The sequence below is a fragment of the Streptomyces massasporeus genome, from assembly GCF_014648995.1.
In the GTDB taxonomy this organism is placed as follows: domain Bacteria; phylum Actinomycetota; class Actinomycetes; order Streptomycetales; family Streptomycetaceae; genus Streptomyces; species Streptomyces massasporeus.
In genome coordinates, this window is the sequence record NZ_BMSE01000002.1 from 161,025 (window position 1) to 181,696 (window position 20,672).

Here is a 20,672-nt window from a genome sequence, read left to right on the forward strand (position 1 = left end):
GCAGCTCAGGCCTGAGCGGGTGGCTCAGGGCGTATGACAGGTATCTCAGGGCGCGAGCGAGGTATCTCAGGGCGTAAGAGAAACCGCTCAGGGCACTCGATCCGGGTTCGCTCGACGTGGAGGGAGCCCATGAGAACCGCGCAGGCCGGGACCGGCCGAACCATCACCACCGACATCCCCGCCCGCCTCGACCGCCTCCCGTGGTCGCGCTGGCACTGGACGATCGTCATCGGCCTCGGCACCGTGTGGATCCTCGACGGTCTCGAAGTCACCGTCGTGGGAAACATCGCCAGCCGCCTGTCGGAGCCCGACAGCGGCCTGCCCATCACGTCCGGTGAGGTCACCGGCATGGCGGCCGCCCTGTACGTGGCGGGCGCCTGCCTGGGCGCCCTCTTCTGGGGCCGGCTCACCGACAAGTGGGGGCGCAAAAAACTCTTCATGATCACGCTGGCGGTGTACCTCGCGGCCACCGCCCTCACCGCGATCTCCTTCGACACCTGGTGGTTCTTCCTCTTCCGTTTCCTCACCGGCTTCGGCATCGGCGGCGAGTACGCGGCCATCAACTCCGCGATCGACGAGCTGATCCCCAAGGAGTACCGCGGCCGCACCGACCTGATGATCAACGGCAGCTTCTGGCTGGGCGCGGTCTTCGGCTCGTTGCTGTCGATCGTCGCCCTGGACACGGACATCTTCGCGGCGAACGTCGGCTGGCGCCTCACCTTCGCGCTCGGCGCGGTCCTCGCCCTGGTGATCCTCCTCGTCCGCCGGCACGTCCCCGAAAGCCCACGCTGGCTGCTGATCCACGGCCGTGACGACGAAGCGGAACGCATCGTCTCCTCCATCGAACGCAAGATCGAGGAGGAGCGGGACGATCCGCTGCCGCGCCCCGAGGGCGAGATCACCATCCACCAGCGCCGCAGCGTCTCCTTCGTGGAGATCGGCCGCACGGTCTTCTCCGACTACCGCAAGCGCGCCATCCTCGGCTTCTCCCTCTTCATCGGCCAGGCGTTCCTCTACAACGCGATCACCTTCGGCTTCGGCGCGATCCTGACCACGTTCTTCGACGTCCCGAGCGGCAACACCGGCTACTACTTCGCCGTCATCGCCATCGGCAACTTCTTCGGCCCGCTGCTCCTCGGCAAGCTCTTCGACACGGTCGGCCGCCGCATCATGATCTCCGGCACGTACATCCTCTCCGGCCTGCTCCTCTTCGGCACGGCCTGGCTCTTCGACCAGGGCTCGCTGAGCGCGGCCACCATGACGGCCTGCTGGTGCGCGGTCCTCTTCTTCGCCTCGGCAGGCGCCTCCAGCGCCTACCTGACCGTCTCCGAGGTCTTCCCGATGGAGACGAGGGCCATGTCCATCGCGTTCTTCTACGCCATCGGCACGGCGGCCGGCGGCATCAGCGGCCCGCTGCTGTTCGCCAAGCTCACGGAAACCGGCGTCGTCGGCGACACGGTCCTCGCCTTCTCGATCGGCGCGACGCTGATGTGCCTGGCGGGCCTGGTCGCGGCACTCCTGGCGGTGAAGGCGGAGCGCCGCTCCCTGGAGGACATCGCCAAGCCGCTGACGGCGGCGGGCGGCAAGGGCAGCGGCTGAGGGCTGGGGGAGACCAGGGTGCGGTCACCCCCGTCCAGTCGAGGCACGTGCGAGCGCGGGGCGGATTCCGCGCTCGCACGCCGCTGTCGCCGTCCGCCGACGCGTGAGTGGGCGCGGGTCGGCCGCTACTCGACCCCCTCCCGCCGCGACACCCGGTCACGCCTCCGCAGCAACAGCAGTCCACCGGCCAGCGCGCCGATCCCGGCCGCCGCGGCCCAGCCCGCCGCGTCCCCGGTACCGGTCGCCGCGAGGTCGCCCCCGAGGGCCGGAGACGCCGAGGCCTGCGGCCGTACACCGCCGGCACCCCGCGAGCCCGGCGACCCATCGGACGGACTCGGACTCGGGCTCGGCGAAGGCCCCCCGGCAGGCTCCTCCACCCGGCCCTGGCTCCGGCCCCGCTCCCGCGTGAACGCCAGCGTCCCGAACCCCAGCTGGTCGAACCCCCCACTGTTGGGCCCGTAGTCCCCGCCCCCACCCTCGGGCGAGGCCTTGGCGGCCGCCCGCGTGAGGTACGACGCCGGCAACCCCCGCCGCTTCGTGTAGTGGTGGGCGATCATCGCCCAGATGGGCCGGGTCATCCCCGGGTCCACCCCCGCCGCATCGGACGCGGTCTCACTCCCCGACCACCCCCCGATCGCCCCCTTCCTGCGGGTGTTGGCCGTGTACGGCACGTCCCCGCCCAGGCTCCACTTGGCCACGTACTGCGCCCCCTTGAGGAACCGGCTGTCGTCGTAGCCGTACAGATCGATCCCCTGGTTCCACGCCATCTCGCACACCGTGCCCATCAGCCCGACCCCGAGCAGCGCGTGCCCCTGGTCCCGTCCGGCCTCGACCCACTCGCCGAGCCCGTCCTCGTGGACGACGGGTATCGCGTGCTTGACCGATCCCATCCCGTCCCCGTGCTTGAAGTACTCCACGGCCCGCTCGACCACGGCCCGTTCGTCGCAGAAGATCCCGGTCGCGAGCACGCACGCGAGGGCCGTCAGATCCCAGTTGGGCCAGTAGTTGGTGACGACGGCGTTGTTGTGGTGGCTCAGGAAGCTGTCGCTGAGCGGATGGAAGACGTTCAGCAGCAGCTCCCACGCCCGCTTCAGGTCGAAGTCCCCGTGGTCCCGCACGAGTTCCGCGGCGTTCGCGAACTGGTAGCCGTACAACCCCGCCGCCAGGAACCGGTCGGCGCTGCCCTCCAGCCGGGTCAGCTTCCCCGACCAGGCGTTGAGGATCGTCACGGCGGTGTCGGCGTGCGCCTTCTCGCCGCTGACGTGGTAGCGCAGGGCGTTCTGGTAGGCGGCGTGGATGTCGTTGTAGAGGATCCGGTAGTTCTCGGGCGAGCCCGACCCCCGGTACACGACGGCCTGCGGATTGGCCCGCCACCCGCTCTGCGCATGCCGGTTGGCGATGAGCTTGGCGAACCCGGCGCAGTACGGTCTGGCGCCCGCCTTCACCTTGGCCGCCATACGGTCCAGATCGGTACGGGTGTGCAGCAGCCCGGGGTGAACGAGAGGGGCACCGGCGGCGTCGGCCGGGGCGGCGAGAGCGGTCGGGGTGGCGAGTGCGGTCGCACCGGTACCGATGCCGGTGCCCGTCGCCTTCAGCATGCTCCGGCGGCTGATCTGTCGTGTCACGTCGTCGTACCACCTGCGTCGTAAGTCGCGTACCTGCGGGGGACGGTGAGGAGACGGCCTGGTGGTGAAGGGGATAACAGAAACTGCGCTATAGTTGATCTGCGTCCAGTCGCCGGAACTCCGGTCGGTGGACAGTGCGTTGGTGGTCCAAGGAAAGACGCCCCACTTCCTGTGGGGAGATGCAGGTGCAAGGCCTGCCCGGCGCTCCGACAAGAACCCGGCCCTGGGATTCAGGGCCGGGTTCTTTGCTGTGTCCGCGCGCTGTGTCCGCCGAGGTGAGCCGGCCGACCGGTCAGCTGTGCCGGCGCACCTCGGCCGGCAGATCAGCCGCGCCGGTCCGCGACCGCCCACGACGCCAGCCCCACGGCGCCCGCCACTCCGAACACGGCAGGCCAGGCACCCACCTTCTTCGCCAGCGGATGCGACCCGGCGAAGGCGGCGACATACGCGGCCGACAACACCCCCGCGGCCACCCCACCGGCCTGCTGCCGCCACTGCCGCGCGGCCGCCACCCCGGCCACGGCGAGCACGACCCCGCCGAGCGGCCGCTGCCTGGTCCAGCGGGCCACGCCGTACCCGCCCACGAGCCCGCTCGCGGCGACCACCGCGCTGGGAACCTTCGCCATGTCTGCCTCCTGCGTCCTACGCCCTGTTCGGGATCTTGAGGCTAGCCCCCACGCTGCCGGACCCACCCGCCAGGGGCCCCGGCGGACGTCGCCCACCCCGGAAACCCGAACCTGAGCCCAGGCTTGTCAAGTTTCCTCCTCCGAGCTATATAAGAAGACGCAGACCGTAGGGCATCGCACCGACTGCGTCCGAAGAGAGGAGTGACCAGTGATGCTCATGCGCACGGACCCCTTCCGTGAGCTCGACCGACTGACCCAGCAGGTGTTCGGTCCCGCCACCACCCGCCCGTCGGCGATGGCGATGGACGCCTACCGTTCCGGGGACGACTTCTTCGTCCACTTCGACCTCCCCGGCATCGACCCGGAGACGATCGAGCTGGACGTGGAGCGCAACGTCCTGAACGTCCGAGCCGAGCGCAGGTCCCCCGCCCCCGAGGGCGCGGAACCCCTCGTCGCCGAGCGCCCCACCGGCACCTTCACACGCCAGCTGTTCCTCGGCGACACGCTGGACACGGAGCGCATCGACGCCTCCTACGAGTCCGGCGTCCTCACGCTGCGCATCCCGGTTGCCGAGCAGGCCAAGCCCCGCCGCATCCAGATCACGGGCGGCGACTCGCCCAGGCAGATCAGCGGCTGACGCCGACCGCGGGCCCGTACGGGCACAGCCCGTCCCGCCCGTACGGCGACCGTCAGCACCCACGTCGCGCCGCCGGACGATCCGCCGGCGGCGCGACACCGGCTCGCACCCACCCAACCCATCACCCGGAGGAAAACCCCGCACATGAGCACGACGACGGTGCCCCGTGTGACGACCGGACGCGCCCCCCACGCCGCCGACGACAACGGCTGGCCCCAGCTGATCGAAGCGGTCCGCGAGTCGGGCCTGTACCCCACCCGGTCGAAGGCGGAACAGGTCACCCGTACCGTCCTGGCCGCCCTCGGCACCCACGTCACCGGCGACGAACGGGTCGACCTCGCCCGCGCCCTGCCCGGGGAGGCCGCCCGGCTGATCGCCGCCCAGATCCCGGTCACGCACCGGCTGACGGCAGCCGAGTTCGTCGACTCGGTCGCGTCCCGCACCCCAGGAGCCACATCCGCCACAGCCCGCTGGGACGTCAGCTCGGTCCTCGGCGCGCTGCCACCCCTGCTCGGCGACGACCTGGTCAGCCGTGTCCTGGCCCAACTCCCCCCGGGTTACGCTCTCCTGTTCGGCCGAGCGGACCTGAGTGCCTGCTCTCGATCCCGGTCTTGAGCACCCCGGGGAAACGCTCCCGGGAGCTTCGCGAACCGCACTCAGGGACGGCTCGCCCCGTCGACGTACGCCTTGGTGACGTCGGTGATGAATCCGAGGGTGTCGGCGGGGTCGAGGGCCTGGGCCTGGAGGTGGTCGTACATCACGCTGTAGTGCCGTACGTCGGAGTGTTTCTCCAGGTAGAGGTCGCTGGTGAACCGCTCCAGGTACACCACCGCGTCGACGGTGTCGGTGAACTTCAGGATGGAGAACTGTCCTGACAGGCCGGGGTTGGCCCCCACGGTGTAGGGGAGGAGCTGCACGGTGACGTGCGGCTCGGCGCTGAGCGCGATCAGGTGTTCCAGTTGTTCGCGCATGACGTCGGGACTGCCGACGACACGGCGCAGTACCGATTCGTCCAGGACGACCCACAGGCGCAGCGGGGAGGCCGGGTCGTAGATCCGGTGCTGGCGGCGCAGCCGTACCTTGAGGCGCGCGGCGGTCTGTTCGACCGTGAGCCGGGGGATCGTTTCCTCGATGACCGCATGGGCGTAGGCGGGGGTCTGCAGCAGCCCGGGGATCACCATGGGCTCGTAGACGTGGAGGGAGGCGGCGTCCGTCTCCAGGGCGATGTAGACGCTCTGGGGGACGTCGCCGTAGGCGTGCCACCAGCCCCGCTCTCCGGATTCCCTGGCCATCTGCATCAGAGCGTCGATGACCTGCTGGTCCGTCACGTCGTAGATCGCGCACAGGTCGCGCACGTCGCGGGGGCTGATGGCGCGGTTGCCGTTCTCCAGGTGACTGATCTTCGGCTGGGAGACCATGAGCTGCTTGGCCACTTCTGTGCTCGTCAGCCCCCTGGCCTCGCGGAGCCGACGGAGCTCGGCTCCGAGGCGGCGCCTTCTGACGGTGGGGTTGCTGTTCGCGGCCACGAGCGGTGTCCCTCCGGCTCCAAGTCATCGTCCAGGGCCGCAGATTGCCATGGGGCATGACCCGTGATCGTCTGCCGTGTCGGCGTGTCGTGAGGCAGCCGGAACGGAATCTGCCGTTGTAATGTGCCCCACGGCAGGAACCGTCAGGCGTTCTGCCGGGTGGGACCGAAGACAGGCACTGACCAGCACCGCAGGCTCCTGAACCGCGTACGACGGCCACCACTTGACGGCCAGGGGTGGCCGGCGCGCAGCCGTCCAAGTCGGCGACACGAGGGGCTCCTTGACTCACGCGACGTCCGGAACCCTCACCACGCCCGACGGCACCCACATCGCCCACAGGGACCATCACCCCGCAGGCACGCCCACGACCACGATCCTCCTCCTGCACGGCCTGGCGGGCCACCAGGGCGAGTGGGACACCCTCGCCGCGCGGCTGTCGGCCGACGGCCACCGCGTGGTGACGTACGACGCCCGAGGCCACGGCGCCAGCACCCGCACTCCGCCGACGACGACCCGCGCGGCCCACGTCCAGGACGCCCTCACCCTGATCGAGGTACTGGGCCTGGCCCCCGTGACCCTCCTCGGCCAGTCCCTGGGCGGCCACACGGTCATGCTGCTGGCCGCGTCCCACCTCCAGCCGGTGACATCCCTGATCCTGATCGAGGCGGGTCCGGCCGGCCCGAGCCCGGACCTCCCCGCACAGGTCGCGACCTGGCTGGACAGCTGGCCGACCCCGTTCACGTCCCTGGAGGAAGCGGAAGCCTTCCTGGGCCACGAGGCCAGGACGAGGACCCTGATCCAGCGAGAAGACGGCTGGCACCCGACCTGGGACCGCGCCACGATCATCGCCTCGGTCGCCGAACTGGCCACCACGGCCTACGGGGAGGAGTGGTCCCGCATCACCTGCCCCACGCTCCTCATCCAGGGCGAACACGGCACGATGCGCCCCGAGGAGCCGGCCACGATGCTCGCCCACCGCCCGGACACGGTGACGGTGCGCATCCCCGGCGCGGCCCACGGCGTCCACCTGGAGCAGCCGACCCGCCTCCACGAGGCGATCGCCGCCTTCCTGTCCGACTGAAGGGCGCGCCCACCGCCGCGGGCGATCCCCCGCCAGCGGAGGAACCGGCCGCGACACCCCGCCAGCCCACCTGCAACGACCCCGTCGATGCCCGCTTTTGTGCCGCCTTGAGCTCCGGGTCACAACTGAACCCACACGAAACAAGGTCTTGTCGCTGGCTTAAAACGATGGTTATTTTAACCGCCATTCGAAGTCCGGCCTGATCATCCGGGCGACCTCAAGGCGTGTGCATGTCTCAAGGAAGGGCAGTGCCATGACGCTTGACAGTGCGCGGTTTTCTCGTCGGGGTTTTCTGGGGCTCGGAGTCGCGGCGGGGGTCATCACGCTGACGGCGTGCGGCTCCGGCGCCGGTGCGACTGACGCTCCGCTGGTGATGACGGTGTGGGGCGGCGACCCCGACCGCAAGACGTATCAGGCCCGCATCGACCTGCTGGTCAAGAAGCACCCGGACCTGAAGGTCAAGCTGCAGCTGATCCCGGGCGACGCGTACCCGCAGAAGGTGCAGACGATGATCGCCGGCGGCACCGGGCCGGACATCATGCAGGTCGCCGAGAGCGTCAACACGTACTCCAGCAAGGGCCAGCTGCTGCCCCTGGACGACCTCGCCAAGAAGGCGAACCTCGACACCGGGCAGCGCTTCGGTCCGGTCGGCTCGCTCTACACGTACCAGGACAAGCTGTATGCGATCCCGGACCGCTCCGGCGCGGTCACCGTGTTCTACAACAAGGACATGTTCGACAAGAAGGGCATCAAGGCCCCCACCGCGGACTGGACCTGGGACGACGCCCTCGACGCGTTCAAGGAGCTGACGGTCCCCGGCAAGGTGTGGGGATACAGCGGTGCCGAGTGGTTCCCGCAGTGGTGGAGCCTCGCCTACCAGAACGGCGGCACCATCATCGACGCCCAGGGCCGGCCCGCGGTCGACAGCGACGAGGTCGTCGAGGCGCTCCAGTGGGCGGGCGACCTGGTGTTCAAGCACAAGGTGGTGCCGAGCAAGGCGGACTACGCCGACATGGGCCCCGACATCGGCGGCGACCAGGCATTCCCCAACCAGAAGGTCGCCACCCACGCCAACGGCTTCTGGGTCATGTCCGGCCTGACGAAGGTGAAGTTCGGCTGGGACATCGCGCCCATGTGGCGCGGCAAGAAGCAGGCCGTGTCGGCGTTCGGCAGCGGCCTGGCGATCTCCCGCACCTCCAAGCAGCGCGACAACGCCTTCAAGGCGATCGACTTCCTCACCTCCGCCGAGGCGCAGAAGGTGATCATCGCCTCCGGCCAGGACGTGCCGGCCGACCTGGAGGTGCAGAAGAGCCAGGCCTTCCTCAAGCCGTCGTGGATGAAGACGGACGTCGACATGGGCGTGTTCGCCGAGTCGAGCGCGTTCGTCTTCCGGGCGCCGTTCATCCCCGAGTGGAACCAGATGATCGACACGATCTCCAACGGCCTCGCCGACTTCTGGCTCGGCAAGGAGCGCAGCGCCAAGAAGGCGCTGACGGCCGTGCAGAAGGACCTCGAGTCCCTCATCAAGTCCGGGGTATGACCGGCTGTGGCAACCTCGACCGCCTCGAAGGCCGCCCCGGAGGCCGCCCCCACGGCCGCGGAGAAGCCCCCCTCACTCAGGAAGCCCAAGCTCTCCAAGCGCCGGCGCCGTGAGGCGCTCTCCTTCTACCTGTTCATCTCGCCGTGGGTGATCGGCTTCCTGGTCTTCCTGCTCGGGCCGATGATCGCGTCGGTCTACTACTCCCTGACCGACTGGGACTCCTTCAACCCGCCGAAGTGGGTCGGCTTCCAGAACTACGTCACGGCCCTCACCGACGACCCGGTCTTCTGGAAGGCCCTGTGGAACACCTTCTACTACGCGGCGATCTCGGTCCCGCTGGGCCTGGTGCTCGGGCTCTGGCTGGCGAACCTGCTCAACAAGCAGGTCAGGGCCCGCAAGTTGTTCCGCACCCTGATCTACCTGCCGACGCTGATCCCGCTGGTCGCCACAGCGATGATCTTCCGGATGGTGCTCGCGCCGAACGGCCCGATCAACGACTTCCTCGGCCTGTTCGGCGTCTCCGGCCCCAACTGGCTGCTCGACGGCCCCTGGGTCAAGCCCGCCCTGATCCTGATGTCGGCGTGGGGCGCGGGCGCCGCGACCGTGCTGCTGCTCGCCGCGATGAAGGGCATCCCGCGTGAGCTGTACGAGGCGGCCGAGGTCGACGGCGCGAGCGCGACGCGGCAGTTCTGGAGCATCACGCTGCCGCACCTGACGCCCATCATCTTCTTCAACCTGATCATGGGCCTGATCAACGCGTTCCAGATCTTCTCGCAGGTCTACATCCTCATCCCCAAGGGCAAGAACCCCGCCGGCTACGACGCGGCCCAGACCATGGTGCCGCTCCTGTTCGACCAGGCGTTCAGCTACTACCGCATGGGCTACGCCTCGGCGATCTCCTGGCTGCTGTTCCTGGTGATCCTGGTGTTCACGGTGATCGCCTTCCGCACCACCCGGCGCTGGGTGTTCTACGAGACCGAGGTGAAGTGATGGCGACCCTGGCGACCCCTGTCCGCAAGCGCGGGCACGAGGACCGGCCCGCGAAGGAACAGGCCCCCGCCGTACGGGCGTTCCGCGCGACCCCGTTCACCTACGGCACCCTGCTGATCGTCGCGGCGATCCTGACCACCCCGCTGGTCTTCGTCGGTTCGATCGCCCTGGCCGGCGACGCCACCGTGAACAACGGCGCGTTCACGATCATCCCGCGCGAGTTCCACTGGGACAATTTCTCCCGGGTGTTCGGCACCGAACTGCCGGTGGGCACCTTCCTGCTCAACTCGGTGCTCATCTCGCTGTTCTCGGTGGTGGGGCAGGTCCTCTCCAGCGGCCTGGTCGGCTACGCCTTCGCCCGGCTGCGGGCGCCGGGCAAGAACACGATGTTCCTCATCGTCATCGCCACGATGATGATCCCGACGCAGATCACGATGATCCCCCAGTTCATCCTGTTCCGGGACCTGGGCTGGGTGAACACCTTCCTGCCGCTGATCGTGCCGAACTTCTTCTCCAACGCCTTCAACGTCTTCCTGGTACGGCAGTTCGTCTCCCGGCTGCCCAGCGAGCTCGACGAGGCCGCCATGATGGACGGCCTGGGCTTCTTCGGCATCTACCGGCGGATCATGTTCCCGATGCTCAGGCCCGTCCTGATCGCCATCGGCATCTTCACGCTCACCCACACCTGGGGCGACTTCATGGGCCCCCTGATCTACCTCAACGACGAGTCGAAGATGCCGCTCGCCCTGGGCGTGCAGTACATCACCGCCACCTCGCAGGCGGGCCAGGCGCCGCCCTGGAACCTGGTGATGGTCGGCTCGATCCTGCTCGCCCTGCCGATGATCCTCGTCTACTACCTCGGCCAGAAGTACCTGTACGAAATGGACATCAGCGGCGGAAGCGCGGGAGTCAAGTGAGCCACCCCACCACCACACTCGGTCAGGACACCACACCGGACCACACCACCACACTCGACCAGGGCATCGCGCTCGACGCCCGCGGCATCCGGTTCGAGGGCGGTCCGCAGCTCGTGCTGTGCGCGTCCCTGTTCTACTTCCGCCTGCCCCGGGAACAGTGGCGCGCCCGGCTCGCCCAGGTCCGGGCCTCCGGCTACACCTGCGTGGACGTCTACCTGCCGTGGAACTTCCACGAGACGGCCCCCGGCCGCTGGTCCTTCGAGGGCCGGCGGGACGTCGCCGCCTTCCTCGACCTCGCCCAGGAGGAGGGGCTGTACGTCATCGCGCGGCCCGGCCCCTACATCTGCTCCGAGTGGGACGGCGGCGCGCTGCCGGCCTGGCTGGGCCTGGACCCCCAGCTGAAGGTCAGGCAGCACGAGCCGCGCTTCCTCGACCGGGTCACCGCCTGGTTCGACCAGGCGCTGCCGCTCCTCGCCGAGCGCCAGTACCCGGCGAACGGGCCCGTCATCATGGTGCAGTTGGAGAACGAGCTGGACTTCTTCGACTGCGAGGACCGGACCGGCTACCTCACCGCCCTGCGCGACCAGGCCGTCCGGCACGGCATCACCGTGCCGCTCATCGCCTGCTCCGGACAGGGCGACCTCGAAGGCGCCACCGGAGACGTCCCCGGTGTCGTACCGGCGTGCAACTTCTACCCGGACGACGACTCCCCGCACATCGAACCCGAAGTGCGGCGCTACGCCGAGCTGCTGGCGGAGCGCGACCTGCCCCTGCTGATCACCGAGACCAACCGCCGCCACCGCACCCTGCGCCGCCTCCTGGCCAGCGGCGCCTCGCTGATCGCCCCCTACCTCCAGTCCTCCGGCTGGAACTTCGGATACACCCCGTCCGCGGGGAACTGGGGCAGGCCCGGCAACCTCATGAGCCACGGCTACGACTTCGGCGGCTACGTCTCCTCCACCGGCACCGAACGCCCCGAGTACGCCGAGGCCCAGATCCTCGCCCGCGTCATCGACACCCTGGGACAGCGCCTGGCGCTCGCCACTCCGACCGTCCCGCACACACCGGTCACCACCGACTTCCCGACCAGCTCGTCACCGTCGGCCCTGCGACTCGACGGGGGCGGCCTGCTCCTCGCCGTACCGCATCTCGGGACTCGGACGGGGATGGGATCAGGGGCGGGGACGGGGTCCGGGGCGGGAACGGCGGTCGTGAACGGCGTGCCGGTCGCCGTGGGGCCCGATTCGTGTCCGTTGATGCTGGTGGACGTGCCCCTGGGGCCATGGGGCCACGAAGGGACGCTCACTCTGGCGTCGGCGGACCTGGTGGCGGCGGGGGAGGGCGTGCTGGTGTTCGCCTCCGAGGTGCCGGTCACCGTCGTGATCGGGGACGCCCGGGTCGAGATACCGGCACCGGCGGCCGGAGTGCCGGGGCGGGCGACGGCCGAGGGGCTGACTCTCGTAGCGCTGGCCCCGGCGGACGCCGTACGCCTGCGCGCCACGGACCGCGATGGCACCGTGCATCTCGACGCACCGACACCCGCCCGGCCCACATCGGCGCCCGTGGCGATGCGGCGCGCGCGCCGACGAGTGGACACCACCGCTCCCGAGCGGGCGGCGGGCCGGCACGAACTGCCGCCGACGCTGGAGTCGCTCGGCGTGTACCGGGGGCGCGGCACCTACCGGACCACGACGGATCTCACGGGCGTCGACGAACTGCTGCTCGTCGGGGCGGCGGACATCGTCGACCTGACGATCGCAGGCAGGGCGCGCCCGACGATCGCCGGATTCGGGGCCACCCGGCGAATCGACGTCCGGGAAGCGACCGGTTCCGTCGACGTCGAGGCCGTAGTGGAGATCTGGGGACACGCGAACTTCGACGACGCGCGCCTGCCGGCCCTCCGCCTCGGCGCGCTGCGGGGGCTCGGCATGGTGTGGACGGTCCGGGAGACGACGGACGTCTCGGCCCTGTGGGAGGTGCACGGTCACTGGGCGGGCCGCCCGGCACCCCTGCGCGAGCTCGGCGGCTGGAGCAGCACCCGCGTCGGCGTCCCCGTCACCTACACCCGCGAGATCCGGTCGGACACTGCGGCGGCTCTGCATCTCAAGGGGGTGGTCGAGCCGGTGCGGGTGACGGTGGCGGACGCCGAGCAGCACACCGACCACGAGGCGTACGCCGTGCACGCCGAGGACCCGTGGGTCCTGTTGCCCGCGGGCACCCACCGCATCTCGGTCACGCTGCCGCACCACCCCAGCGGCGGCGGCCTCCGTGCCGAACTGCTCGCCCTGGACCCGGTGACGGACTGGACGTGCTCCGCACAGGACGACGACTTGCTGACCGGCTTCGCCACCGAAGCCGCCCCCGGGCAGGAGGTCCAGCTGCCGTTGGCCCTCACACCGGGGGAGGAGGCATGGCTCGACGTGGACCTGCCGGAGTCCCACGACGGCCTCCTGCTACGACCGGACGGCACACAGATCAGGGTGACCGGGTGGGCCGGCGGGGAGTGCGTGGGCCGGGTCTGGGTCGGCGACCGGCCGGACTTCTCGGGTGGCGACGCGAACGTCCTGTGGGTCCCGCCGGGCTGGTCCGGGCTGACCTTGCTGGTGCGGGGGGCTGCGGGACCGAAGGCTCCGGAGTTCCGCACGCTGTGGCTGGAGTCCTCGGACTGACCGCCGGAGGACACCAAATGGTTCGACAGGCCCCGGTCTCCCCACGCATCCTGCGAAGCCCACCGGCGCGCCGGACAACGTGAGGGAGACGACCGTTGCACCCCAGCCCGAATCCCAATCCCAAGCCCACGCTCCATCCCACCATCCGCCACATCACCTTCGACTGCACGGGCGAGCCCTACGAACTGGCATGCTTCTGGGCCGAGTTCCTGGGCCACGCCGTCTCCGACATCGACAAGCCCGGGGATGACGAGGTCCTGGTGGAACTCCCGGACGGCGCACCAGGCCTCCTCTTCGTCAGGGTCGAGGAGGCCAAGACGACGAAGAACCGCATCCACTTCGACATGGGCCCCACGGGCCGCACCCGCGCCGAGGAGGTCGAACGCGCCGTGTCCCTGGGCGCCCACGTCCTCACGGACCGCACCCTCCCGAACGGCCGAGGCTGGGTCGTGATGGCGGACCCGGAGGGCAACGAGTTCTGCATCGAGCGGGGAGAACTGGGTTGATCGGAGGCGCGGCTGAGCTGCAATCAGGAAGGGCGAGTGCCAGTGAAGGAAGACGAACCAAGGGTGTACGAGATCCGGATCCACGGCTGCCCGACCTCAGGGGAGGCTCTCGCGCTCCAGGCCCCGATCGAACGCCTCCTGTGCCCCGACCCCGACCACGCCCCGCCCTGCGAGATCCCCTGGAGCTTCACCCTCGCCGACGGCGACGACGACGCCTCCACCGCCCTCGTCCTGGGCGTGTATACGTCCAGCGGCCGGGCCACACAGGTGGCGGACCGGGTGCGCGCGCTCGTGGGAGAGTCACGGACCGTCGGTGTGAGCGAGGGCGACGACGGGGAGTGGGAGGAACTGGTCGAGCAGTATCGGGTGGAGAAGCGGCTGCGCTAGGTCGATTCAGGGCCTCGTGCTGACGTACTTCATGGGCTGGACGAAGGAGCGCCACGCATCGTCGCTGACAGCGATCACATCCGCCTCCCCCCTCTTCGAGTCTCGAACAAGAGCGCCATGACTCGTGACCGCGCACTCCACGCACTCGCCTCCGGCACCGTTGCTGTAGGACGACCGGAACCACACGAGACGGCTGCTGGCGTCGGACTCAGGCGATATCACTACGTGTAATCCTTCAAGATCGTCTCGATCAACAGGGCCGAGCGTTGAGGACTCAGGGCTGCCGCTCGCAGGCCGTCGAACGCCCTCATGTACTCACGTACATGATGCTCGCCCTCCAGGTACACAGCATCCGTAATGCCGTCCCGGTACACGATGTCCGGATCCTCGGGGGCTGGAAAGCCCAGCATGGTGAATGACCCAGTGGTCGGACAGGTCCCTGAGTTGAAGGGAAGGACCTGCAAAGTCACGGTCGGCAGCTCGGCCAACTCCAGAACTCGTTCCAACTGCTCCCTCATCAGGGCGCGATCACCGATGACGCGGCGCAGCGCGCCCTCGTTCACGATGAACCAGGCGTCCGGAGCTTCCGCCTGCCGCAGCATGGCTTGGCGTTCCATGCGCACACGCACCGCCTTCGCGATGTCCTGCGCGGACATATGCGCCCCCGCCTTGTGCAACTCCGACGCGTACACCTCGGTCTGCATGAGCCCGGGCACCACCTCGCACTGGTACTGGCGGAAGGTTGAAGCGTCCTGCTCCAGGCCGATGTAGATGTTGAACCACTCGGGCACACCGGCGCCGTGGACCTGCCACCAACCGCGCACTTTCGCCTGTCGAGCCAGTGACTTGAGGAACTCGCGCAGTTCGTCGCTCGTGTCGTAGAAGCGGCACAGGGCGTCGATGTCCGAGGGCTGGACGCGTCCGCTGCCCGTCTCCATCCGGTTGACCTTGGAGCCGCTCCAATCCAGCGCCTCGCCGACCTGAGCGCAGGTCAGGGCGCTCTTCTCTCGAAGCTTCTTCAGCTCGATCGAGAGGCGTCGTCGGCGTGCCGTGGGCGATCCGGCCATCTCAACCCTCTTTCAGATAGCGAGTGCTCAGTCTCGCGCCAAGGGTTGTGCTTGCCAATCACTCGGAAGTGGGAATCCCTTCCTGCAAATTGCAGAACGGGATGGGCTCCCCGCACTCTGGTCACCGACGCAACTCACCGTGAGCGTTCGTGACGTTGCGCTGTCAATGCGGTGTCAACCGCGATGAAAGGGGTCCGCATGAGTCAGGAAGCCTGCATGCCACGCAAACCATGGGACGTCGCCTTCACGGCCGAACCCGCGGAAGTGGCGGCCCTACGCCGGATCATGCGGCTGCACCTGGGTGTCTGGGGGTTGCAGCACCTGGTCGACGAAGCCCAACTGTGCGTCAGCGAGCTAGTCTCCAACGTCATCACTCACGTGGGGCCCGGTACCCCCGCAACGCTGGCCGTTTCCATGAAGAGCAAGCACCTGCGCATCGAGGTGCACGACCCTGACACGCGTGCCCTTCCCACTCTCCGCGACGCGGACACGGACGCCGAGGAGGGGCGCGGGATGGCTCTCGTGGACGCGGTCGCCGACCGCTGGGGCGTGCTGCTACGCCCAGATCGCAAGATCACGTGGTGCGAGCTGGCGACACGGCTCGCCACGGCCGACGGGCACGTCCAAGCCTCCAGCGTGATGCGCGCCGAGGCCTTGCTGCGCCACTACGCTGCCGCTGCACAGCCCCGGCACAGGGTGGGTGCGAGCAGATTGACCTCGACCGCGGCGGAAGAGACGGCGATCGCGGCGATCGCCGACTTCCTCCACTGGTTCCGAGCCCACGGCCGAGACGCGGACGACATGCTCGACCGAGCGCAGATGCGCTTTGAGGCCGAGCACGCCGCCCCACGCCGGGGGCTGTGAGGCATCAGCCGGCGATTGCTGAGTACGTCCAGACATCGGCCGGAATCGAGTGCTTCAACTGCCATGTGATGGCCATCGGCTTGCTGCCTGTGTGCTCCGCATAGTCGGCAGGGCCAAGCAACATCCATGGCTGGGCGCCGCCGATGTCTGTGCTCTTGTAGCGACGCACGAAGAGCAGGACGTGGCTGCCTTCAGTGGCGTGGCGTTGGTACCGCAAACCTGTGGGAGAGGTCTCCGAGGTCTGGTTTTGGGACTCCCAGTGAAAGCGGGTCTCGCTGAGGGCATAGTCGTGGTAGCGGGTCTGAGGGGAGAAGTCCTTCTCATCCTTCTCCAGGGTGATGAGGAGGGCGTCGACCTTCATGGACTCGCACCACTTCACGCCCTCGCGGAAGTCGCCGGGCATGAAGCCGCCGATAGCGGACTGGCCCAGGGCAGGCAGGATCTCCTCGCGACTGTATGAGGCGTGGACGGTCAGTGGGACTCCCGTGTCATCCCCGATGCCGAGGAGTGGAATCGGGACGTGCTCCGTGTGAGCGAGGTTGTACGCCAACATCTGGCGGAGTTCACTCCGCACAGCCGGCTGTTTGCGTAGCGCCGCGAAGCCGGAGTCATAACTGGCGAAGCCTTTGCGGGTCACACCGCCGAGGGGCCAGAGCTGGAAGAAGAGCATGCGGGCATACGCCTGTCCCTGTTCGTCGAGCTCGCTGTAGGCAGGCGCGTCATCTTCCAACATCCGGGTGTATGCGGTAACACGCAGTGGATCATCCACGTGCAGAAACGCAGGGACGCGTTTGAGGAGCGCTGCTTCACCTTCAGGTGCCTCGCCCTTGAGGAGACCCGCACGGCGTAGGAGACCGGTCCAGGAGTTGCCGTTTCCTCGGTAGAGCTCCTTCGGCTCACGGCCGCTCTCTTCTAGGTAACGGCTGAGCGTTGGCTCTGCATAGTCCGCAACTTCGTGCGCTAGTGCGGTGACATTGACGCCGATCTGATCCTTGATGTTGGCGATGATCGCCTTCCTCGCCTTCTCTTCAAGGATGATCTGGCAGCCAGAGGGGAGCTGAGGGAAGTCGTGCTCGATGTGGTCGAGGAGCCGCTTGCGCGTCAGGTTGGTGAGTGCTCGGAACTGGTTCTCGAAACGGAACTCCTTGCGATGCTGTCCAATGAAGTCCAGCACGGTGAGCACCGCTTTGCCTTCAGACCGTCGGAGCCCGCGGCCGAGCTGCTGCAAGAACACCGTGGCGCTGGACGTGGGGCGCAAAAGCAGCAGTGTGTCTACGTCTGGGATGTCGAGGCCTTCGTTGAAGAGGTCGACCGAGAAGATCACCTGGAGCTTGCCCGATGCCAGGTCATTCAGCGCTTGCTTGCGCTGCTCGGCCGGCGTCTCCCCAGACAGGGCGACGGCCTCAAGGCCGGCCGTCCGGAAGACCTCCGCCATGAAGTGGGCATGGGCTACTGACACACAGAAGCCCAATGCTCGCATGGTGTGGGGGTCGGACAGCTTTTCCCGAACGGCCTTCACAACCAGCCGAGCGCGTCTTGCGTTGCTCGACAGCACATTGCTCAGCGCAGTTGGGTCATACGTCCCGCGCTTCCACTCCACCGTGCTGAGGTTTGTGGAATCGCTGATGCCGAAGTAGTGGAAGGGGCTGAGTAGATCATTTTCCAGTGCCTCCCACAGGCGCATTTCCGCTGCGATCCGGCCGTCAAAGAACTCGTCCTGAATGTTCTTGCCGTCCATGCGCTCAGGCGTGGCGGTGAGCCCAAGGAGCTCCAACGGCTTGAACTGATCGAGGATCTTGCGGTAGGTCGGTGCGGTTCCGTGATGGAACTCGTCGATGACGATCACATCGAAGTGATCCGGAGCGAGACGGTCCAGGCCCTTGACGCTCAGCGACTGCACGCTGGCGAAGACGTGCGACCAACGCTCTGGGATCTCACCACTGTGTAGCGATTCGCCGAAGTTCGCCTCCACCAAGACGTCTTGGTACGTCCTCATCGACTGATCGAGGATTTCCTTGCGGTGAGCGACGAAGAGGAGCCGCAGGTCACGGCCGTGCTTCTTGCGTAGTTGTTTGTAGTCGAGCGCTGCCATCACGGTCTTGCCCGTGCCTGTGGCTGCCACCAGCAGGTTCCGGTGTCTGTCGTGCACCTCCCGCTCAACTTCGAGTCGCTCCAGCATGTCGCGCTGGTGGGGGTACGGTCGTACCTCCAGCCCTGACAAGGTGATTCCACGCTGAGTCGCGGACGTCGATGAGGTACCGCCCGCAATCGCCAGGGCTTCGCGAAGGCGTTCGCCATCGGCCTTAGGGTCGTACGTCTCGAAGGACGGGTCGCTCCAGTAGGCGTCGAAGGTGGCCTCGAACTTGCGCATCACGTCAGGCGTGGCCACCGAGGAGAGTCGGACGTTCCACTCCAGGCCATCGAGAAGCGCTGCCTTCGACAGGTTGGAGCTGCCCACGTATGCCGTGTCGTATCCGCTCTTACGGCGAAACAGCCACGCCTTGGCGTGCAGCCGCGTCGAGCGGGTCTCGTAGTTGACCTTGACCTGTGCGTTGAACTCTTCCACGAGCCGATCCAACGCGCGTCGCTCGGTTGCGCCGATGTAGGTCGTTGTGATGACCCGTATCGGTACCCCTCGTGCATGGGCTGCCTTGAGCGACTGCTCAATGATCCGTAGCCCATGCCACTTCACGAAGGCGCACAGCAGGTCCACGCGGTCGGCGGTAGCGAGTTCCGCGCGCAGTTCGAAGCCGAGGCTTGGATCTTCCGGCGAGTTGGTGATCAGAGCAGTATCGGATAGCGGGATACCCGGACGAACGGCGAAGACGCCGGGCGCCTCTTGCCGGGTGATCGCGAGGAGTTGGCGTGGTCCGTCGGCGACCAAGTCCACCCACTCCTTGGCGCCGTGCAGTGTGCTGAGGGACTCCAAGATGTGGTTGGCGGCGTAGACCCGTTCCTCTGCCGGAAGGTTCTGCAACACCTGCCGAACCGTCCCCCCGATGTGTCGCGCTAGGACGTGCGGCACAGATTCAGGCCCCACGAACTCGCTGATGGGGTGCCATCCGCGGCTGGCCAGCTCCTTCAACTGCTGCTCGAAGCGGAGCGTGATCAGCTGCTCGTACAGTCCATCGGCTGGGGTAGAGACGTCGGTGCGGCTCTCAGACACAGGCAGGCTCCCCGGTTGATCGTGTCGATCGACGAGGCTGTTCTATCAAGAGGCACTGACAGGTCCATGGGAGTGGCAAACGGCGTCTCATGTCGGACAGGGTCGGTCGCCCGTATGCGCGATGCCGATCTTCTTAGAGACGGAACTGATCGTATCGAGTTACGTTTTGAGTGTGCTCTTACGTGACTTGCTCATACGCATAGCGGAGACCTACGACCCCGAGGCCGGTACGGCTAGCGGTGTATCAGCCCAAGACCTCCTTCGGGAGGTCGCGAGGATGCCCGATCTGCCCTTGCCTCATGGCTTTGTCGCGTCGGGGTACGGAGGGAAGGGTTCTGCGAGCAGGACTCCCTGGATCGGAGTGTTCGGCGAGTCCATCAATACGCAGGCCCAGGAGGGTCTGTACCTCGCCTACATCTTCGACTCGACCCTGACCTCCGTGACCCTCACGTTGCAGCAGGGCGTCACAAAGCTTTCGGACACATACCCCAAGCTGGGCGACCGGCTGAGGGAACTGAAGCGGCGGGCACGGCACCTCAGGGCGGGTATGGAACCCGAGTTGGCCGCGCGTTGGGCTCACAAGCCGGTCTTCAGCTCCAAGCTCGAACGCCCCCGTGCCTACGAGGCCGCGAGCGTGGCAGCGCGACGGTACGAGATTGCGAGCATGCCAGCGGAGGAAGTCCTCGCAGAGGAGCTCCGTGTGGCATCTCTGCTTCTCCGCGACGCTGCCGCAAGCCATCGCGTCTGGCTCCAGCAGCCGTTGGTAAGCGAGCCCATTGTCTACGAGGGTGAGGGCCATCTCCCCCTCCCCGCCGATGACCCCCTCGACGGCTTTCGCCCGAACGACAGCAGCGACTACCACGTCCACATCAGGGGCGGCCGCCGGCGCAGGGAACGGCACCACGAAGAGCTCATCAAGGACTTCGGCCTTCACGTTGTCATGTGTGGGTATCAGCCGATCACGCTAGGCATGTATCCCAGGGACCTAGTCCTGCGTCGCCCCGCCGTGGATCAGCAGCGCTCCTGGCTTGTGGAGGGCAAGGCCGTCAAGAAGGGCAACGCGACCCAAGCCGTCCGTGAGGCCGTGGGGCAGCTGTACGAGTACAGCTACTACTGGCACCAGAAGCGCGGCGAGCCCAAGCCGCACCTTGTGGCCCTCTTCACGGAAGACATAGGGCACTACGCCGAGTACCTAGAGGAACACGGCATTGCGTCGATTTGGAGGGCTGAGGGCGGGGGTTGGGCGGGTTCTCCCACAGCCGCCTCGTGGGACCTGGCCGTAGGAGCCTGACCAGGCGACGTACGAACCCGGGCGACAAGTGGTTGCCGTAGAGGCCGCCCGCTTCCTGGCCAGTGTCGTGCCTCCCCGCCCCGCCTCAAGGGCGCTTCACTCCGCTGCGCTGCGTTCCGCGTCGGCTGGCGCCGATGGCCCTGCGGGCCACCCTTGACCCGGGCCGCTCCAGCACGGGAGA

18 protein-coding genes are annotated in these 20,672 nt (G+C 67.8%); 12 read left to right on the forward strand and 6 right to left on the reverse strand.

Features of this window, described 5'->3' with window-relative positions:
- The first annotated feature begins 129 nt into the window (after positions 1-129).
- A complete protein-coding gene (locus IE153_RS05625; RefSeq protein WP_189588658.1) occupies positions 130-1,599 on the forward strand; it encodes an MFS transporter in 1,470 nt (489 codons plus the stop codon).
- A gap of 125 nt (positions 1,600-1,724) precedes the next feature.
- Here IE153_RS05625 and IE153_RS05630 read toward each other — a convergent pair whose 3' ends face one another.
- Together IE153_RS05630 and IE153_RS05635 are read right to left on the reverse strand one after the other, a co-directional pair.
- Positions 1,725-3,197 (reverse strand): alginate lyase family protein, encoded by a 1,473-nt coding sequence (locus IE153_RS05630; RefSeq protein WP_189589237.1) that lies wholly within the window; start codon positions 3,195-3,197, stop codon positions 1,725-1,727.
- 350 nt (positions 3,198-3,547) lie between these two features.
- Positions 3,548-3,850, reverse strand: coding sequence for a hypothetical protein (locus tag IE153_RS05635; protein WP_189588659.1), 303 nt, complete (start codon positions 3,848-3,850; stop codon positions 3,548-3,550).
- Positions 3,851-4,061: 211 nt separating this feature from the next.
- Here IE153_RS05635 and IE153_RS05640 point away from each other — a divergent pair, with 211 nt between their 5' ends.
- Together IE153_RS05640 and IE153_RS05645 are read left to right on the forward strand one after the other, a co-directional pair.
- Positions 4,062-4,487, forward strand: coding sequence for an Hsp20/alpha crystallin family protein (locus IE153_RS05640; protein ID WP_189588660.1), 426 nt, complete (start codon positions 4,062-4,064; stop codon positions 4,485-4,487).
- A 144-nt stretch (positions 4,488-4,631) separates the two neighbouring features.
- Positions 4,632-5,102: a DUF2267 domain-containing protein gene (locus IE153_RS05645; RefSeq protein ID WP_189588661.1), complete on the forward strand. Its 471-nt coding sequence runs from the start codon at positions 4,632-4,634 to the stop codon at positions 5,100-5,102.
- A gap of 41 nt (positions 5,103-5,143) precedes the next feature.
- On the opposite strand, the gene IE153_RS05650 is transcribed toward IE153_RS05645, so the two are convergent.
- A complete protein-coding gene (locus IE153_RS05650) occupies positions 5,144-6,013 on the reverse strand; it encodes a helix-turn-helix domain-containing protein (RefSeq protein WP_189588662.1) in 870 nt (289 codons plus the stop codon).
- Positions 6,014-6,293: 280 nt separating this feature from the next.
- Between IE153_RS05650 and IE153_RS05655 the strand changes: the two genes are divergently transcribed.
- The 7 genes from IE153_RS05655 (at position 6,294) to IE153_RS05685 (ending at position 14,103) form a co-directional block, all read left to right on the forward strand.
- Positions 6,294-7,094, forward strand: a complete 801-nt coding sequence (locus tag IE153_RS05655; RefSeq protein WP_189588663.1) for an alpha/beta fold hydrolase — start codon at positions 6,294-6,296, stop codon at positions 7,092-7,094.
- A gap of 253 nt (positions 7,095-7,347) precedes the next feature.
- Positions 7,348-8,634 (forward strand): ABC transporter substrate-binding protein, encoded by a 1,287-nt coding sequence (locus tag IE153_RS05660; protein ID WP_189588664.1) that lies wholly within the window; start codon positions 7,348-7,350, stop codon positions 8,632-8,634.
- 6 nt (positions 8,635-8,640) lie between these two features.
- Entirely contained in the window at positions 8,641-9,624 is a 984-nt protein-coding gene (locus IE153_RS05665) for a carbohydrate ABC transporter permease (protein ID WP_189588665.1), read from the forward strand.
- Entirely contained in the window at positions 9,624-10,541 is a 918-nt protein-coding gene (locus tag IE153_RS05670) for a carbohydrate ABC transporter permease (protein WP_189588666.1), read from the forward strand. Before IE153_RS05665 ends, IE153_RS05670 begins: the two co-directional genes overlap by 1 nt.
- A complete protein-coding gene (locus IE153_RS05675; RefSeq protein WP_189588667.1) occupies positions 10,538-13,210 on the forward strand; it encodes a beta-galactosidase in 2,673 nt (890 codons plus the stop codon). The genes IE153_RS05670 and IE153_RS05675 overlap by 4 nt, the downstream gene beginning before the upstream one ends.
- 95 nt (positions 13,211-13,305) lie before the next feature.
- Entirely contained in the window at positions 13,306-13,716 is a 411-nt protein-coding gene (locus IE153_RS05680) for a VOC family protein (protein ID WP_189588668.1), read from the forward strand.
- 36 nt (positions 13,717-13,752) lie between these two features.
- Positions 13,753-14,103: a hypothetical protein gene (locus IE153_RS05685; protein WP_229828833.1), complete on the forward strand. Its 351-nt coding sequence runs from the start codon at positions 13,753-13,755 to the stop codon at positions 14,101-14,103.
- 6 nt (positions 14,104-14,109) lie between these two features.
- Here the strand turns inward: IE153_RS05685 and IE153_RS05690 are convergent, their stop codons facing one another.
- Together IE153_RS05690 and IE153_RS05695 are read right to left on the reverse strand one after the other, a co-directional pair.
- Positions 14,110-14,325, reverse strand: a complete 216-nt coding sequence (locus IE153_RS05690) for a DUF397 domain-containing protein (protein WP_308432138.1) — start codon at positions 14,323-14,325, stop codon at positions 14,110-14,112.
- Complete coding sequence (locus IE153_RS05695) at positions 14,325-15,170, reverse strand: helix-turn-helix domain-containing protein (protein ID WP_189588669.1); 846 nt, start codon at positions 15,168-15,170, stop codon at positions 14,325-14,327. Before IE153_RS05695 ends, IE153_RS05690 begins: the two co-directional genes overlap by 1 nt.
- A gap of 198 nt (positions 15,171-15,368) precedes the next feature.
- Here IE153_RS05695 and IE153_RS05700 point away from each other — a divergent pair, with 198 nt between their 5' ends.
- On the forward strand, positions 15,369-16,034 hold the full coding sequence (locus tag IE153_RS05700) for an ATP-binding protein (protein ID WP_189588670.1): 666 nt from the start codon (positions 15,369-15,371) through the stop codon (positions 16,032-16,034).
- A gap of 4 nt (positions 16,035-16,038) precedes the next feature.
- Here IE153_RS05700 and IE153_RS05705 read toward each other — a convergent pair whose 3' ends face one another.
- On the reverse strand, positions 16,039-19,200 hold the full coding sequence (locus IE153_RS05705) for a DEAD/DEAH box helicase (protein ID WP_189588671.1): 3,162 nt from the start codon (positions 19,198-19,200) through the stop codon (positions 16,039-16,041).
- 121 nt (positions 19,201-19,321) lie between these two features.
- Between IE153_RS05705 and IE153_RS05710 the strand changes: the two genes are divergently transcribed.
- The gene (locus tag IE153_RS05710) at positions 19,322-20,491 is read left to right on the forward strand and encodes an MrcB family domain-containing protein (RefSeq protein ID WP_189588672.1); all 1,170 of its coding nucleotides are present in this window, start codon (positions 19,322-19,324) and stop codon (positions 20,489-20,491) included.
- Positions 20,492-20,672 lie beyond the last annotated feature (181 nt).

Coding starts and splice junctions, on each gene's coding strand:
- IE153_RS05625 (WP_189588658.1), top strand. CDS start 130: ATGAGAACCGCGCAGGCCGGGACCGGCCGAACCATCACCACCGACATC.
- IE153_RS05630 (WP_189589237.1), bottom strand. CDS start 3,197: ATGCTGAAGGCGACGGGCACCGGCATCGGTACCGGTGCGACCGCACTC.
- IE153_RS05635 (WP_189588659.1), bottom strand. CDS start 3,850: ATGGCGAAGGTTCCCAGCGCGGTGGTCGCCGCGAGCGGGCTCGTGGGC.
- IE153_RS05640 (WP_189588660.1), top strand. CDS start 4,062: ATGCTCATGCGCACGGACCCCTTCCGTGAGCTCGACCGACTGACCCAG.
- IE153_RS05645 (WP_189588661.1), top strand. CDS start 4,632: ATGAGCACGACGACGGTGCCCCGTGTGACGACCGGACGCGCCCCCCAC.
- IE153_RS05660 (WP_189588664.1), top strand. CDS start 7,348: ATGACGCTTGACAGTGCGCGGTTTTCTCGTCGGGGTTTTCTGGGGCTC.
- IE153_RS05670 (WP_189588666.1), top strand. CDS start 9,624: ATGGCGACCCTGGCGACCCCTGTCCGCAAGCGCGGGCACGAGGACCGG.
- IE153_RS05695 (WP_189588669.1), bottom strand. CDS start 15,170: ATGGCCGGATCGCCCACGGCACGCCGACGACGCCTCTCGATCGAGCTG.
- IE153_RS05700 (WP_189588670.1), top strand. CDS start 15,369: ATGAGTCAGGAAGCCTGCATGCCACGCAAACCATGGGACGTCGCCTTC.
- IE153_RS05710 (WP_189588672.1), top strand. CDS start 19,322: ATGCCGATCTTCTTAGAGACGGAACTGATCGTATCGAGTTACGTTTTG.